This is a genomic window from Alcaligenes sp. Lyrl_28, from assembly GCF_051948705.1.
GTDB lineage: Bacteria > Pseudomonadota > Gammaproteobacteria > Burkholderiales > Burkholderiaceae_B > Alcaligenes > Alcaligenes ammonioxydans.
Window position 1 is genome coordinate 437235 of sequence record NZ_JAYJLG010000001.1, and the last position, 16385, is coordinate 453619.

The 16385-nt window shown below is 57.5% G+C and carries 16 protein-coding genes; all 16 read right to left on the bottom strand.

Annotated elements, in window-relative coordinates; translation table 11 throughout:
- Positions 1 to 92: 92 nt before the first annotated feature.
- Positions 93 to 638 (bottom strand): phosphoribosyltransferase, encoded by a 546-nt coding sequence (locus VF694_RS01965; protein ID WP_003799341.1) that lies wholly within the window; start codon positions 636 to 638, stop codon positions 93 to 95.
- Between the two features lie 152 nt (positions 639 to 790).
- On the bottom strand, positions 791 to 2086 hold the full coding sequence (locus VF694_RS01970; RefSeq protein ID WP_003799340.1) for an adenylosuccinate synthase: 1296 nt from the start codon (positions 2084 to 2086) through the stop codon (positions 791 to 793).
- Positions 2087 to 2160: 74 nt separating this feature from the next.
- On the bottom strand, positions 2161 to 3318 hold the full coding sequence (locus VF694_RS01975) for an ATP phosphoribosyltransferase regulatory subunit (RefSeq protein WP_440163618.1): 1158 nt from the start codon (positions 3316 to 3318) through the stop codon (positions 2161 to 2163).
- Between the two features lie 170 nt (positions 3319 to 3488).
- Positions 3489 to 4376 carry a protease modulator HflC gene (hflC, locus tag VF694_RS01980; RefSeq protein ID WP_003799336.1) on the bottom strand — a complete coding sequence of 296 codons (888 nt, stop codon included), beginning with the start codon at positions 4374 to 4376 and terminating at the stop codon, positions 3489 to 3491.
- Positions 4377 to 4385: 9 nt separating this feature from the next.
- The gene (hflK, locus tag VF694_RS01985) at positions 4386 to 5705 is read right to left on the bottom strand and encodes an FtsH protease activity modulator HflK (RefSeq protein WP_003799334.1); all 1320 of its coding nucleotides are present in this window, start codon (positions 5703 to 5705) and stop codon (positions 4386 to 4388) included.
- Positions 5689 to 6777 carry a GTPase HflX gene (gene hflX / locus VF694_RS01990; RefSeq protein WP_039942895.1) on the bottom strand — a complete coding sequence of 363 codons (1089 nt, stop codon included), beginning with the start codon at positions 6775 to 6777 and terminating at the stop codon, positions 5689 to 5691. The genes hflK and hflX overlap by 17 nt, the downstream gene beginning before the upstream one ends.
- Before the next feature lie 78 nt (positions 6778 to 6855).
- The gene (gene hfq, locus VF694_RS01995) at positions 6856 to 7092 is read right to left on the bottom strand and encodes an RNA chaperone Hfq (protein WP_003799329.1); all 237 of its coding nucleotides are present in this window, start codon (positions 7090 to 7092) and stop codon (positions 6856 to 6858) included.
- A 115-nt stretch (positions 7093 to 7207) separates the two neighbouring features.
- Positions 7208 to 8290, bottom strand: a complete 1083-nt coding sequence (gene hisC / locus VF694_RS02000) for a histidinol-phosphate transaminase (RefSeq protein ID WP_003799327.1) — start codon at positions 8288 to 8290, stop codon at positions 7208 to 7210.
- Positions 8290 to 9648: a ribosome biogenesis GTPase Der gene (gene der / locus VF694_RS02005; protein WP_003799325.1), complete on the bottom strand. Its 1359-nt coding sequence runs from the start codon at positions 9646 to 9648 to the stop codon at positions 8290 to 8292. The genes hisC and der overlap by 1 nt, the downstream gene beginning before the upstream one ends.
- Positions 9645 to 10823: an outer membrane protein assembly factor BamB gene (gene bamB, locus VF694_RS02010; RefSeq protein WP_003799320.1), complete on the bottom strand. Its 1179-nt coding sequence runs from the start codon at positions 10821 to 10823 to the stop codon at positions 9645 to 9647. The genes der and bamB overlap by 4 nt, the downstream gene beginning before the upstream one ends.
- Before the next feature lie 3 nt (positions 10824 to 10826).
- Positions 10827 to 11462, bottom strand: a complete 636-nt coding sequence (locus VF694_RS02015) for a YfgM family protein (RefSeq protein WP_003799318.1) — start codon at positions 11460 to 11462, stop codon at positions 10827 to 10829.
- Positions 11463 to 11464: 2 nt separating this feature from the next.
- Positions 11465 to 12748, bottom strand: a complete 1284-nt coding sequence (gene hisS / locus VF694_RS02020) for a histidine--tRNA ligase (RefSeq protein WP_003799315.1) — start codon at positions 12746 to 12748, stop codon at positions 11465 to 11467.
- Between the two features lie 42 nt (positions 12749 to 12790).
- Entirely contained in the window at positions 12791 to 14077 is a 1287-nt protein-coding gene (ispG, locus tag VF694_RS02025) for a flavodoxin-dependent (E)-4-hydroxy-3-methylbut-2-enyl-diphosphate synthase (RefSeq protein ID WP_039942894.1), read from the bottom strand.
- The gene (locus tag VF694_RS02030; RefSeq protein WP_415301769.1) at positions 14074 to 14568 is read right to left on the bottom strand and encodes a helix-turn-helix domain-containing protein; all 495 of its coding nucleotides are present in this window, start codon (positions 14566 to 14568) and stop codon (positions 14074 to 14076) included. Before VF694_RS02030 ends, ispG begins: the two co-directional genes overlap by 4 nt.
- Positions 14565 to 15713, bottom strand: a complete 1149-nt coding sequence (gene rlmN / locus VF694_RS02035) for a 23S rRNA (adenine(2503)-C(2))-methyltransferase RlmN (RefSeq protein ID WP_003799309.1) — start codon at positions 15711 to 15713, stop codon at positions 14565 to 14567. The genes VF694_RS02030 and rlmN overlap by 4 nt, the downstream gene beginning before the upstream one ends.
- A gap of 150 nt (positions 15714 to 15863) precedes the next feature.
- Positions 15864 to 16289, bottom strand: a complete 426-nt coding sequence (ndk, locus tag VF694_RS02040) for a nucleoside-diphosphate kinase (RefSeq protein WP_003799306.1) — start codon at positions 16287 to 16289, stop codon at positions 15864 to 15866.
- Positions 16290 to 16385: the final 96 nt, after the last annotated feature.

A 16385-nucleotide genomic window follows, 5' to 3' on the forward strand; every position in this document is an offset into this window, starting at 1 on the left:
CGTAACAGATAGCCCATTATGGTAGCACGATTGCGGGCATACACCAAGCAAGGCGCAAATGGGCTATCCACCAAGTATCTGAATGCCGGCGATCAAGCCTGGCCAGTACCCTTGCGAATCCAGGCGTCCAGCTGATGAGGGCGAATGCTATCGTAGTCCTCAAAAGGCTGATGAATCCAGGGATTTGTGGGCAACTTGGACACGTAATAGTCCGGGTCGACCTGGGCGTGGCCTTTCCACCACAAAACGGCGGTTTTCAACTCGGTGATCGCCGGAAATTGTGCACGCAAGTGATCGCGCACACGCATAAAAGTCTTGCCTGTATCGACCATATCATCGACCAGCAGCACATTGCCATCCAAGGTGCCACGAGTAATGGTGATGTATTGCGCAATATCCAGTTCGCCCTGCTCAGTGCCCGCCGCTTCACGATAGCTGCTGGTTGCCAGGATACCCAAAGGTACATCATAGATACGCGAAATAACGTCCCCCACCCTCATACCACCGCGGGCCAGGCAGACAATTTTGTCGAATTTCCAACCTGATTCGTGAATGATCAGGGCCAATTGCTCAATCAGACGATTGTATTGTTCCCAGGAGACCCATTCATCAGTATCGCTATTTGGGGGCAGACTCATATGTATTCCAGATTAAATGCACTTACTGCGCGTTGATACCTGCAAAACAAGAGTCTGGTAGGCCGCGCAGCGTCCAGAACGACAAAGCGGCCTTTTAGGCCGCTTTGTACGCACCGTACAACGGTGCAAGGCATTATAACGCGATAAATTGCTTATTTGGTAAACGGATCGCGCAATACGATGGTTTCGTTGCGATCTGGCCCCGTGGAAACCATATCGATCGGCACATCGCACAGCTCGGCAATGCGTTCCAGATAGCGACGTGCATTGATAGGCAGCTTGTCGTAATCGGTCACGCCTACGGTGGACTCGGTCCAGCCGGGCATTTCTTCCAGAACCGGCTCGGCTTCGGCCACTGCATGTGCGCCGTAGGGCAAGACGTCCAGGAACTCGCCTTTGTAGCGGTAACCCACACCAATCTTGATCTGCTCCACGCCGTCCAGCACGTCCAGTTTGGTGATGCACAGACCGGAAATACCGTTGATCATTACCGAGCGTTTCATGGCGGCGGCATCAAACCAGCCGCAACGACGTGGACGACCGGTAACCGAACCAAACTCCTTGCCAACCGTTGCCAGACGCATGCCAGTGTCATCCAGCAATTCCGTCGGGAATGGGCCCGAACCCACGCGCGTGGTGTAGGACTTGGCAATACCCAGCACATAGCTCAGTTCCTGGGGGCCGACGCCCGAACCGGCAGAAGCCGCACCGGACAGGCAGTTGCTGCTGGTAACGAAGGGGTAAGTACCGTGGTCAATATCCAACAGTGCGCCTTGAGCGCCTTCAAACAACAGCTTCTGCCCAGCCTTCTTGGCCTGATACAGATTGTTGGAGACGTCCGCCACCATCGGAGCGAGCTGCTCGGCATGCTTCATGGCCTGATCACGCACCAGCTCAGCCGATACCGCTTCCGCGCCCAGATACTGAGTCAGCACAAAGTTGTGGTAATCCAGCGCTTCGGACAGTTTTTCGTCAAAAATCTCAGGATCATACAAATCCTGCACACGCAGAGCGCGACGGGCCACCTTGTCTTCATAGGCTGGGCCAATACCACGACCGGTTGTACCAATCTTGCCGTCACCCTTACGCTTTTCGCGCGCCTGATCCACAGCAATGTGATAGGGCAAAATCAGCGGGCAGGCAGGCGAGATCTGCAGGCGCGAACGCACATCCAGACCGGCTGCTTCCAGCTCGGCGATCTCGGTCAACAGGGCTTCGGGCGAGAGCACCACGCCATTGCCAATGTAGCAAGTGACGTGCCCGTGCATGATGCCCGAAGGAATCAAGCGCAAAATCGTCTTTTTGCCATTAATCCACAATGTATGGCCAGCGTTATGCCCACCCTGGAAACGAACCACGCCATGCGCGGACTCGGCCAGCCAGTCGACGATCTTGCCTTTGCCTTCGTCACCCCACTGGGTGCCAATCACCACAAGGTTTTTGCTCATGTCTAGTATCAGAATAAAGGAGGCCGGCACGGTGCCGGACCGATAACAATCACCAACGCCACAAGCCGTCTGGCTTACAGCGCCCTAACCTGCCACTGACCGTCCGACGAGAACAACTCGCGGTCGATCACGAATTCATCCAGACTCAGTTGCTGACCGGGCAGCATCTGAATCACAATTTCACCGCGTTGACGCAACTGCTTTACCGCCGCAATCAGGGCGGCATCGCTCCCCCAGGGAGCGCGTACGGCACGGGCCGCCTGGGCCGGCGCCAGCCCGGCCGAGAGTTTGCGTAAATCCAGGCTGAAGCCGGTTGCGGGACGGGCACGACCATACATGCGCCCAATACCGTCAAAGCGTCCGCCCTTAACCAAAGCGTCATGCCAACCTTCGGCATAGACCGAGAAAATCAAACCCGAATGGTAGGCATACCCACTGCCAATATCGGCCAGGTCCACCGTAATCTCGTGGTCGGGCAAAGCATCAATAAAGCTGCGCAGGCTACCCAAGGCTTCCCGCACCTCGGGCTCATCGGGCAACACACTGCGAGCGCGCTCCAGGACGCTGCCATCGCCATACAAGGAGGTCAAGGCCAGCAGATAGCGGGTCGTTTCAGGCAGACAGCCCGAATCCCGACGCAGGGCCCGCAAGCCAGAAACATCTTTGGCATTGAGCAGTTCACACACTTCCGCCACGCGGCTTTTCAAAATAGGATCGCGCTCGATCAGAAAGCGCCCCAGATCGGGGTAATTCAAGTCCAGGCGAGGATGATGAACCCCTGCCCGGCCCACACTTTCCAAGGCCAACTGCACCACTTCCAGGTCAGACTCAATACCGGCATGGCCAAAAATTTCCGCGCCAATCTGCAGCAACTCACGATCCGACAGCAAGCCCGCCGGACGCGCATGCAAGACCGAGCCGCAGTAGCAAAGCCGGGTCACGCCCTCGCGGTTGAGCAGGTGGGCATCGATGCGGGCCACCTGAGGCGTCATGTCGGCACGCACCCCCATGGTACGACCCGAGATTTGGTCGACGACTTTGCTGGTACGCAGATTCAGATCTGTGCCAGATACCGCTTGCAGGGATTCCAGATACTCCACCAAGGGCGGAGCGACCAGTTCGAACCCGTAAGTACGATACAAGTCTAGCAAATCGCGGCGCAGTTCCTCGATGCGACGCGCCTCTGCAGGCAAGATATCAGCCAGGCTCTCTGGCAACAACCAATTGGACATACTCGTGCCTCGGACTACTTATAAACGAAAGTTCCAGCCAAACAAAAAGCGACTTGGGGCCTGTAAGCCGCCTAAGTCGCATGCGAAGTGGTGTTAGTAACTTACACGCTAGTATAAACGATCAGGGCCGCGGGTGGAACACCCCGCGGCCCTGAGTTCTATAGCGCTGATCAGTTCGCAGGTGCTGCGGCTGACCCTTGCTTGCCCCAATACTTGAAGAAATCAGAATCGGGACTGATGACCAATGTATCGCTTTGCTGGCTGAAGGCACTGCGATAGGCTTCCAGACTGCGATAGAAGCGGTAGAACTCGGGGTTCTTGCCATACGTCTCGGAGTAAATGGCAGCTGCTTCACCATCACCTTGACCACGGACGGCCTGGGCCTTGGCGTAGGCATCGGCCAGCAGCTCTTCACGCTGACGGTCTGCCTCGGCACGAATACGCTCACCTTCCGCAGCACCGGTCGCACGCAGACGATTGGCTTCCTGGGTCCGTTCCGCTTCCATACGGCGGTACACAGATTCCGAAATCTCGGGAGCGAAATCAATACGACGCAAACGCACGTCCACCACTTCCACGCCCAAAGGACGTGCGCGGGCCTCAACAGACGTCAACACTTCGCGCATGATGGCATCACGCTCGGTGGAGACCACCTCTTTCACGGTACGCACGTTCACCGCAGCGTTCAGCGCATCACGAATCTGCGCCTGCAAGCGCTCGACCGCACCACGATCGGTTGCGCCAAAGGTCACGTAAAACAGACGCGGATCGGAAATACGCCATTTAACGTAAGAGTCGATCAGCAGGTTCTTCTTTTCAGAAGTCTGAATACGCTCGGGGTCCTTGGTTTCAATGGTCTGCAGACGCTTGTCCAGGAACACCACGTTTTCAAACGGCGGTGGCAACTTGAAATACAGGCCGGGGCTTGTAATGGTGGTGCGCACTTCACCCAAGGCAAAAACCAGGGCCGCATCGCGCTCACGCACGATAAAGACCGAAGACAGCAGCAGACCGACAATTACCGCCAAGGCCACCAGAGCAGGAAATAAACGTTGCATCAAGCTCTCCTAGCGTGCGTATGGGGAATAAGGACTGACCAAAGAGCCCAGCGAGGTATCCAGACTGGCTGGATTGGCGGGTGCTGGCGCCTTGGAAGCCGCGGCCGGGGCGGCCGGGCGGGAGGTCTGTCCTTGCGAAGCAGCCGACGCAACGGGAGCGGAAGGCTCCATATCAGTACGACTGCCCACCTGACGCACAATCTTGTCCAAAGGCAGATAAATCATGTTGTTATCGCTACGGGTATCAACCAATACCTTGCTGGTACGCTCCAGAATTTCCTGGATCGTGGACAGGTACAGACGATCGCGGGTCACACCCGGCGCCTTCACGTATTCAGCCTCAACACTGCCGAAACGAGCGGTATCACCCTTGGCATCCCCGATCACCCGAGCCTTGTAGCCCTCGGATTCCTGCATCATGCGTGCCACTTGACCAGCCGCTTCCGGCAGGACCTTGTTGGCATAAGCCTGACCTTCATTGATCTGACGCTCGCGGTCCTGACCAGCCTTGACGGCATCGTCAAAAGCGGCCTGAACCTGCTCGGGCGGCTGTACGTTCTGAATGGCAACCGTGCTGATCTGAATGCCGGTGCGGTAGCGATCCAGAATGGACTGGGCCAACTGCTGCACATCCGAGGCAATCTGCGTACGGCCGGAATACAGCACCGAGTCCATGGGCTGCTTGCCCACGACTTCACGCATGGCGGTTTCTGCCGCCTGACGCACCGACTCATCCGGGTTGTTGGTATTGAACAGATAATCGGGCGCGCCGTTGGGCAGCAGTCGATACTGAACCACGTACTGCATGTCGACGATGTTCTCGTCGGTCGTGAGCATCAGTGACTCAGGCAGGACTTTATTGCGGGAGCTGCCACGGTAGCCCACCTCAAAGGTGCGCAACTGGGAAATATTAACGATCTGGTAATCTTCGATCGGCGCGGGCCAGCGCCACTGCAAACCGGGATTCAAGGTTTTCGTATACGCGCCAAAACGCGTCACTACGGCCACCTGCCCTTCCTGCACGATGGTAAAGCCACTGGCCAACCACAAGCCAACTGCCACCACACCGCCGATGACGAACAGCTTGGGGGAACCCTTGGGAAGGGACGGGCCAGTGCCACTACCGGGCGGCGTGCCGCCGGGAGGGGAGCGACGTCCCTTTTTGCCAAATAAAGATCCCAGGCGACTGTTGAAGTCACGCCACACCTCGTCGAGGTCAGGCGGGCCATCTTGTTTCTCGGGGCGGCGAGGTGGCTCGGAACCGTTTTTGCCACTGTCTCGTCCCCAACCGGGATCATTGAGATTGAATATTTTATTGTTCAGACGCATTGTTTTCCGCGAAATGACCTGATTCGACGATTGCCGTACGCAACCCATCCAATCCGATGCGCTCTAAAGCGCTAACAAAGACTCGGGCAATAGTACCATGTTCGTCCCGCTCTACCCGTGGCTCGTAGCCGGCCTGGTCAATTTTGTTGTAGACCAGAATGCGCGGTATTTCATGGGCCCCGATGTCTTCCAGAACCTTATGAACTTCAGCGATTTGTTCATCGCGTTGCGGGTTGGCCGCATCAACCACATGCAGCAGCAAATCCGCATGGACAGTCTCTTCCAGCGTGGCCCGGAAGGCCGCAATCAAGGTCGGTGGCAGATCACGGATGAAACCTACCGTATCCGAAATCACAACCTGCCCGGCCCCTTCAATCCAGATACGACGTGTGGTGGTATCAAGCGTGGCAAACAATTGATCCGCCGCGTACGCATCCGCCCGGGTCAAGGCATTGAACAGTGTGGATTTGCCTGTATTGGTATAGCCCACCAGCGACACTGACAAGGTGCCGCTACGGGTGCGGGCACGACGCTGCGTGCTGCGTTGACGCTGCACCTTGGCCAGACGCTCGCGCAAGGTACGAACCTTGTCGCCAATCATGCGACGGTCCATTTCCAGCTGCGATTCGCCCGGACCCCGCATCCCGATCCCGCCTTTCTGACGCTCCAGGTGAGTCCACATGCGCGTCAGCCGAGAAGTCAGATGCTGCAACTGGGCCAGCTCGACCTGCAATTTCCCTTCGTGACTTTGCGCCCGCAAGGCAAAAATATCCAGAATCAGGGCGACCCGGTCGACCACGCGCAACTCCAGCTTGCGCTCCAGGTTGCGCTGCTGGGCCGGACTGAGGGCATGATCGAACAAGACGACTTCGGCTCCCGTGGCCTTGGCCAGCGCGACGGCCTCTTCCAGCTTGCCGGTTCCGATGTAATAGGCCGGATCCGGACGGGAACGACGTACCACCAGCAGCTCAGCGATCTGGGCACCGGCACCTTCTGCCAACATCAAAAACTCTTCAGCATGGGCTTTGTAATCCAGCTCGCCCATGTCCACACTAATGACCAGTGCCTTCAACGCTTGCTCCAGAAACAAAGACCCGCCCGCGGGCTCCGCGAGACGGGTCTTTCAGAGTACAACGAACTGGGTGAGGACTTATTCAGCCTGCTCATCCGCAGCCAAAGTGACGGGGCGTGCAGGAACGACGGTAGAGATCGCGTGCTTATACACCATTTGAGTGACTGTATTGCGCAGCAGTACGACATACTGATCGAAGGACTCGATCTGACCTTGCAGCTTGATGCCGTTGACCAGGTAGATCGACACAGGGATATGCTCCTTGCGCAGCGCGTTCAAAAACGGGTCTTGTAGAATTTGCCCTTTATTGCTCATTGGTGAGGCTCCGGTTATGTTGTTTTTCCAGAAATGGAAGCGAATCCCACTACTTTACCGGGTTTTCCCTGAATCCGCACGTTCCAGACTGGAGTTTTTTATCTATAGGTGTATATCAGGCGCTCTGCCCGAGAATCTGCCGCAAACTGTTGCACAGTCGGGCACATTGTTCGGGCGATCCTACCGTAATACGTAAATACTGCTCAATGCGTGGCTGACGGAAATAGCGAACCAGAATTCCATGCTCACGCAAGGCCTGCTGAATACCAGCAGCTGAATGCTTAGGGTGCGTAGCCATCAAAAAGTTCGCTTTGGAGGGCAAAACCTCAAAACCGAGCTGCTGCAGGTCGGCGCGCAACTGTTCACGGGCATCAATGACTGCCTGACACTGGCGTTGAAAATACGCCGTATCCTTCAGGGAAGCCACGGCACCCACTTGAGCGATGGTGTCCATGGGGTAGGAGTTGAAACTGTCTTTCACACGCTCCAGGGCTTGAATGATGTCCGCGCTGGCCAAGGCGTAACCCACGCGCAGACCGGCCAGCGCCCGCGACTTGGACATAGTCTGGATGACCACCAGATTGTCGTATTTTTCCAGCAGACCAACCGAGGACGTACCGCCAAAGTCCACATAAGCCTCATCCACCACTACCGTCGTGTCAGGGTTAGCGGAAAGAATCGCTTCAATGTCTTCCAGCGACAAAGGAATCCCGGTCGGCGCATTCGGGTTGGCAAAAATAATGCCAGCGGGCGGCAGGCTGCGCTTGCGCACATAATCCTGCACATTCAGCGTGAAATCCTCGCGCAGCGGCACGATGTCAGCCGGCACGCCAAAGTACGAACAATACGTGGTGTAAAAGCTGTAGGTGATGTCCGGCAACAGGACCGGACGCACGCCGCGCAGGAACAAGGCGCTAAACACATGGGCCAGCACTTCGTCCGAGCCGTTGCCAAGGAAAACGTTATTGGCGTTGACGCCGTGATTGTGAGCCACCGCGTCACGCAGTTCCTGGGCGCTGTAGGACGGGTAAAGACGCAAATTATCGGTCGCCGCCTGACGAATCGCTTCCAGCGCTTTGGGCGACGGACCGTAAGGATGCTCGTTTGTGTTCAGCTTCAAGAGGTTATCCAGCTTGACCTGCTCACCCGGAACATAGGGAGAAAGTCCAGCGACATGATCACTCCACAAACGGCTCATTACGCATCCTTCAAATAAGGGTTCTTAGATGATTTGAATTCGATTCGCAAAGGGGTGCCTTCCAGCTTGAAGGCCTCGCGAAAACGGCTTTCCAGATAGCGGCGATAACTGTCCGAAATTGCGTCCAGGGCGTTGCCGTGAATCACCACGATCGGAGGGTTCATGCCCCCTTGGTGAGCATACCGCAACTTGGGACGGAAAATGCCTTTACGCGGCGGCTGTTGCTGTTCCACCGCTTCTTGCATCACACGGGTGAGCTTGGGTGTAGACAATTTCGAGAAAGCGGCGGCATGGGCCTCATTAACCGATTTGAGCAAGGGATTGATGCCCTGCCCTTTCAACGCCGACAAGGTGTGCATCTTGGCAAAGTTCAAAAAGCGCAGCTTGCGATCGAACTCGCGCTTGATCCACTCGCGCTGATACTCGTCCAGCCCGTCCCACTTGTTGATGCCCACCACCAGCGCACGCCCAGTTTCCACAACGAAGCCGGCAATACTGGCGTCCTGGTCGGAAATTTCCGTATGTGCGTCAATCATCAGCAAGACTACGTTGCAGGCCTCAATTGCCTGCAAGGTCTTGATCACTGAAAACTTTTCCACCGCCTCGAACACCTTGCCGCGCTTGCGCAGTCCGGCCGTGTCGATCAGGGTGTACTCCACCCCGTTGCGTTCGAACTCGATTTCGATGGCATCGCGAGTCGTTCCGGGCTGGTCAAAGGCAATCACACGCTCTTCACCGACCAGGGTATTGATCAGGGTGGATTTGCCCACATTGGGTCGGCCCACAATCGCCAGTTTGATACGGTGCTGGAATTGCTCGTCGTCCTGCCCATCCTGATCAGGCTCAGGACTGGGTACCTGCTCCAGGGCCAGATTGATCAGCTCTTCCACCCCGTCGCCGTGAGAGGCCGAAATCAGGTAAGGCTGGCCCAGGCCCAGCTCGTGAAACTCGACACCGCCAGCCTCATAGCGCATGCCCTCGGCCTTATTGACAGCCAGCAGCACTTTCTGACCCAGCTTGCGCAGTAACTGCGCAATTTCCAGGTCCAGCGCATTGACGCCCTCGCGGGCATCGACCAGGAAGACAACGACGTCGGCTTCGGCAATGGCTTGCTGGGTCTGGCGAGCCATCTCCAGCAGCATGCCGGTTTTAGCCACCGGCTCGAAACCGCCCGTATCGACCACGATATAGGGACGGCTGCCAACCCGGCCTTCGCCGTAATGACGGTCGCGAGTCAGGCCAGGGAAGTTGGCCACCAGCGCCGCGCGCGAACGCGTCAGGCGATTGAACAAAGTGGACTTGCCAACGTTGGCTCGACCGACCAAAGCCACAACGGGCTTAAAAGAAACGCTTTTCAATTGATTCCAACCAAGACCAAATTACCATTGCCCGTCTGGACCAGAACCCCACGCGGGGTTCCGACCAAAGGCGACACAATGGCACCACCGCCGACACTGACCCGGCCCAGCAAGGTGCCGTCCAGTCGCGATAGAAAGTGAACATAGCCTTCCTTGTCACCGGCGGCAAGCGCCTGGGGCAAGACGGCCAAAGGAGCCAGACCACGGTTTCGCAATGCCTTTTGCGTCCAGATGGTTTGCCCGTCTGTCAGGGCAAACGCGTCAATCTGATCGCGGCTATTGGCGGCATACAACATCTGATTGTCCGCTGCGATACCGGTACCGGCCGAAAATTCCCTGTCCCACACCAGGCGACCGCCCTGGGACACGTCAAAGCACGCCACCCGACCCTGATAGGTTGCGCCACACAGCAAAGGATCGACCACTTGCGGAGCGCCCACAACGTCGTTAATGCGTTCCAGGTCGGTGGCGCCGCGGGACACGGAAATGCTGCCCTCCCAGACCAGACGACCTTGAGCCGCGTCAATCGCCATCAAGCGACCATTGGGCATGCCGGCCAACAACAGGCCATCAATAATGCGCATTTGCATGCTGGTCTTCAACGACAGTGCCGGCCCTGGACGCTGCAGACTCCAGCGCAGATCGCCTGTGCTGGCATCAAAGGCTTGCAAACGATAATCGCTGGTACGCACCACCACCACGCCGGCCCCGACGGCAGGCGGCACATTCACAGCACTGCTGCTACGGCTGCGCCACAATTCCTTGCCCGAGTCGTCAAATGCAATGACATTACCGTCTACCGAGGCAACTGCCGTCACCACTCCATCCGAGCCAGCACCGGCGGTCAACTTCTTGCCCGCATTGGCCGACCATTGCACACGCCCCGTGTCCAGATCCACTTTACTGACCTGACCGGAGACGGTCGCCGCGTAAACCGAGGAGCCGGCCACCTGTGGCGCAAAGCCCGAATCCGCACCGCTGCCAATCGAGGTGCTCCAGCTGATCTTGGCCGCCACACCCGGGGTGTACTCTGTCAGGGGAGCCGGCTCAAAGCGCGGGTCCTTGCTGGAGAACATGGAGCAGCCAGCCAATGCGGTCAGACTGAGTGCCAAGGCACTGAGACGCAAGGCACGCATGGCAGAAGACGAGGATTTACGAATAGTAGGAAGAGACATGAATTAAGCTCCTGCCAGGGCATCAAGTTTGATCTGTACCAACTGCGAAATGGGGTCTTGCTTGAGCAGCTCGACAGCCTGTTTCCAAGCCTCGCGTGCTGCTTCATTCTGTCCCTGAGCGGCCAAAATATCGCCTTTTCGATCCGCAAACAGACCGGCAAAGCTGGCAGGAGGATTGTTCAGCTGAGCCAGGGCCTCGTCATACTCTTTCTGCTCCAGCAAGATACCGGCCAAACGCAGACGGGCCAAAGGCGTCAGAGCGGGGTCGTGGTTGGTCTTGACCATCCACTCCAGCTGCTCACGAGCCGGTGTCAGATTGCCTCGCTGCTGCAAAGCATGGGCAGCCAGCAACACACCTCGAGAGGTGTAGCCGGACTTGGGGAAATCGTTACGCAAGGTCGTGCTAGCGGCCAGAATGCGCGTCTCGGCCTCTTCACCGGTCTGGGTCGTGGCGCTTTCCAGGGCCTCGAAATAGCCCATGGCCTGCCCGGCCTGATGGCCTTGATACCACTGCCAGCCACGCCAGCCTGCTACGGCAGCCAACGCGGCAAACGCCAGCACAATGCACAAGGTGCCCCAGCGGTCCCACCATGCCCGCATGGCATCCAGTTTTTCCTGTTCTTCAAGATCGTAGGCCATGCTCAAATCCTTGCTGACAAAACACTGGCGAGTTCAGAGAAATCAACAGACTGTTGCTGCTGGGCGCCATCCGCAGCACGCAACCATTTCACACTGGCCTGTTCTTTTTGAAGTTCGTCCTCACCCAATATCACGGCGGCCTGTGCACCACTGGCATCGGCCCGCTTGAACTGGGACTTAAAGCCGCTGGAGCCGGCGTGAACAATCACCTGCAGGCCGGCATCACGCAGCTGCTCGGCCAAAAGCGAGGCCTTGCGCTGGGCAGCCTCACCTTGGTGAACCATGTAAACCTGGCACTCAGGGGCCTGCTCCTGCTCACCCTCTTGGGAGCACAAATCCAATAAACGCTCCATGCCAATCGCGAAACCGACGGCGGGCGCAGGCTTGCCGCCCATCAGCTCGATCAGACCGTCGTAGCGTCCCCCGCCGCACACCGTGCCTTGCGCACCCAAGCGATCGGTTACCCACTCGAACACCGTCAGATTGTAGTAATCCAGACCCCGCACCAGACGCGGGTTCAAGGTGTAGCCAATACCGGCATCATCCAGGCGGTCACACACACCCTTGAAGTGGGCGCGGGACTCCTCGCCCAGAAAGTCGAACAGACGCGGAGCCGCATTAGCCATATCCTGCATGGCCGGATTTTTGGTGTCCAAGACCCGCAAGGGATTGGTGTACATGCGCCGCTGGGCTTCCTCGTCCAGCACGTCCTTGTGAGCTTCCAGATGTTCGATCAGGGCGGCGCGGTGAGCGGCACGCTCTTCAGCCTGCCCCAGGGAGTTGAGCTCCAGACGAATGTCGGTAAGCCCCAGCTTCTTCCACAAACGGGCCAGCATGACGATCAATTCGGCATCCACGTCTGGACCAGGCAAACCAAGCGCTTCCACGTCGATCTGGTGGAACTGACGATAGCGACCACGCTGCGGGCGCTCATGGCGAAACACGGGGCCCATGGCGTAAACGCGATGGGGCCGGTCATACAGAAGGTTGTGCTCAATCGAGGCACGCACCATGCCAGCCGTAAACTCAGGACGCATGGTGAGCTTGTCGCCATTGAGCGAGTCGGTAAAGGAATACATTTCCTTTTCGACAATATCGGTCACTTCGCCAATGCCACGGGCAAACAACTGGGTATGTTCCAGCACGGGAGTACGCATATTGCGATAGCCGTAACTGGCCAGCCATTCCCGCACCAGAGCCTCCAGGGCCTCCCACTGTGCGCTTTCACCCGGTAGGGTGTCTTTCATGCCCGTCAGGGCGCGGAGCTTTTGAAACTGCTGCGTCATAATTCTAATGGTTTGCTCGCCATAGACTGACAAGCGTGTTGATCAAACCGTTGGCGCCCTGCCGTAGCGTCGCTCAACGTAATTCTGGACAATGGTCTGAAATTCTTGAGCGATAGTATCACCCTTCAGGGTCACCACCCGCTCACCATCCACATAGACCGGCGCCGAGGGCACTTCCCCGGTTCCCGGCAAACTGATGCCTATGTCCGCGTGCCGGCTCTCGCCCGGACCATTGACCACACAGCCCATGACCGCGACGTTCATGGTTTCCACGCCGGGGTACTGATCCTTCCAGACAGGCATCTGGTCACGCAAATAACGTTGAATATCGTTGGCCAGTTCCTGGAACACCGTACTGCTGGTGCGACCACAACCCGGGCAGGCCACGACCATAGGCGTGAAGGCGCGCAAGCCCATGGTCTGCAGAATTTCCTGAGCCACCACCACCTCACGGGCACGATCACCGCCCGGCTCAGGCGTCAGGGAAATACGAATGGTGTCACCAATGCCTTGCTGCAACAGCACGGCCAGGGCCGCGGTCGAAGCCACAATTCCCTTGCTGCCCATCCCGGCTTCAGTCAAGCCCAAATGCAGCGCGTAATCGCAGCGTGCCGACAAATCCTGGTAGACCGTAATCAGGTCCTGTACATGGCTGACCTTGCAAGACAGTACGATCCGGTTACCCGACAAGCCCAGCTCCTCAGCACGCTGGGCGTTGCTGATGGCAGAGATGACCAGGGCATCACGCATGACCGCCTGGGCGGTCCAGGGCTGAGCGCGCTGATTGTTCTCATCCATCATGCGGGCCATCAGCTCATGATCCAGGCTGCCCCAGTTCACGCCAATGCGCACGGCCTTGTCATACCGGCAGGCAATATCAATCATCTTGGCGAAATTATCATCCCGGCGCTTGCCGCCGCCCATATTGCCCGGATTGATTCGGTACTTGGACAGGGCCTGGGCACACTCGGGATAATCCGCCAGCAATTTGTGGCCGTTGTAGTGAAAGTCGCCGACCAGGGGGACATTCACCCCCATGCGATCCAACTGTTCACGAATGGCGGGCACCTCACGGGCTGCCTCGGGGGTATTGACGGTGATACGCACCATCTCGGAGCCCGCTCGGGCCAACTCCTTCACCTGAATCGCCGTCGCAATCGCATCGACCGTATCGGTGTTGGTCATGGACTGGACCACAACCGGTGCCGAGCCCCCCAGTTTAACGACATGATTACCCCAGCGCACATCCACGGTACGCGTCACCCGTTTGGGCTGGGCGCCAACCGGCAGAGGCTGGCAAGCAGAGGAAGTTTCGGGACCCTGCGTCATTTCTTCAAGTCCTTGAGCCAATCAAATACCAGCCATTCCTGGGGAACCCAGCCCCGGTCAATGGCATAAAAGCCCGCTACCAACAACAACACAACAATAATCAGAATCCAGACCCAGCCAAAACCGCCGCGCGAATCGGCATACAGACTCAAGTCGGCTTTGCCCAGTCCTGAACCGGAGGGACTGCGCGGCACGGGCTTGGGTGCCGCCGTGTCACTGACCTGAGCTTCCAGCATGACCAACACCGCCGACACGTCAGCCTGCAGAAAACGCGCATAGTTGCGCACCATCCCCCGCAACGGCTGGCCACCGGGGAGCTGATCCCACTCCTGGGCCTCCAGAGCCTCAAGCTGACGCACGGAAAACTTCAAACGGGTGGAAGCTTCGTTAAGCGTACAGGATCGCGCCAGACGCAACTCCCGCAGTGTAGGGCCTACCCCTGAGCCCGCATCCGGAGCCGATTGATGGGAGGAGTCCAGAGTCTCGCTCATGCACGTTCCTGTTTGATTTGAATGACCGCCCGATCAGGCAATCGCTGTTCGATGCGGGTGCGATCTCGTATATCGCCCGCCAACTGCCCACACGCGGCGGCGATATCATCGCCGCGGGTCTTGCGCACAGTCGTTACCACCCCACCATCCATCAGCCTCTGGGCAAACTGCTTGACGCGCGCTGCCGAAGAACGTTTCAGACCGGACTGCGGAAAAGGGTTGAATGGGATCAAGTTAAATTTACAGCGCACAATACGCGCAATATCCAACAATTCCTGCGCATGCTGATCCGTATCATTGATACCGTCCAGCATGATGTATTCAAACGTGATGAAGTCACGCGGGGCATGCTCCAGATACCGGTTACAGGCATCGAGCAGCTCAGCCAGCGGATACTTCTTGTTCAACGGCACCAGCCGATCGCGCAGCGCGTCATTGGGCGCATGCAGGGACACCGCCAGGGCAACCGGGCAATCCTGAGCCAGACGGTCCATCATCGGCACTACGCCGGATGTGGAAACCGTGACGCGGCGGCGAGACAGACCGTAGGCGTTATCATCGAGCATCAGGCGCAAGGCACCGAGCACCTGATCGTAATTGAGCAAAGGCTCCCCCATGCCCATCATGACCACATTGCTGATCACCCGGGTACTGGTTTGCGCGGCATCGCCAATACGAGCGGTTTCCGGCGCACTAAGCAAGGCCCGACGGGCATACCACAACTGACCAATGATCTCCGCAGTGGTCAGATTGCGATTAAAGCCCTGATATCCGGTCGAACAGAACGGGCAGGCAACGGTACAACCTGCCTGACTGGAAATACAAAGCGTGCCCCGATCGTCCTCGGGAATGAAAACCGCCTCAACCGCGTTGTTGCTACCGACATCAAACAGCCACTTGCGGGTGCCGTCGGCAGAAATATGTTCGTGCGACATGCTGGGCGCGGTGACAAGGCAATGAGCCGTCAATTGCTCGCGGAACTCGCGCGCCAGGTCGGTCATCTGCCCAAAGTCGTCCTGTTGCCGCTGGTGTATCCAGCGCTGCAATTGGCGCGCTCGGAAAGGCTTGCCACCCCATTGGGCGACCAGTTCAACAAGTTGCTCCGGGCCCAGGCCCAGAAGATTGATAGGTTCGAGCGATGACATAAAAAAATAATACCTTCACGCCGTCTGGCATTTATCTTGTTGCACAAGCGCAAACAAGTCTCTTTTCTGAGAGGTGCCCGGCGCACCACCGTTGCGGCGGGCCGGGCAATTCCTGATCAGAGTGCCGCCAGTACTGCGCGGTTCAGCCTATTAACGGCTGTAAACGTTGCACTCTGGGAAGAAGAAAGCGATTTCAACCGCAGCGGTTTCCGGCGCGTCGGAACCATGCACGGCATTGGCGTCAATGCTTTCAGCGAAATCAGCGCGGATGGTGCCGGGCTCAGCTTTCTTGGGGTCGGTGGCACCCATCAGCTCACGGTTCTTGGCAATGGCGCCTTCGCCTTCCAGAACCTGCACGAACACAGGACCGGAAACCATGAAGTCAACCAGATCCTTGAAGAAAGGACGCTCGGCGTGGACGCCGTAAAAACGCTCGGCTTCGCCACGGGACAAGTGAACCAGGCGACCAGCGATCACTTTCAGGCCAGCGCCTTCAAAGCGGGAAATAATCTGACCGATCACGTTTTTAGCAACAGCGTCGGGCTTGATAATGGACAGAGTGCGTTCAATAGCCATGTGAAAATCCAAATAAGAACAATATAGTGTAGTCTTTGCTGCGTAAAGCAAAATGCAGATCCGACGGTTCGCGCTAAATTTTTTAATGAAAACAAG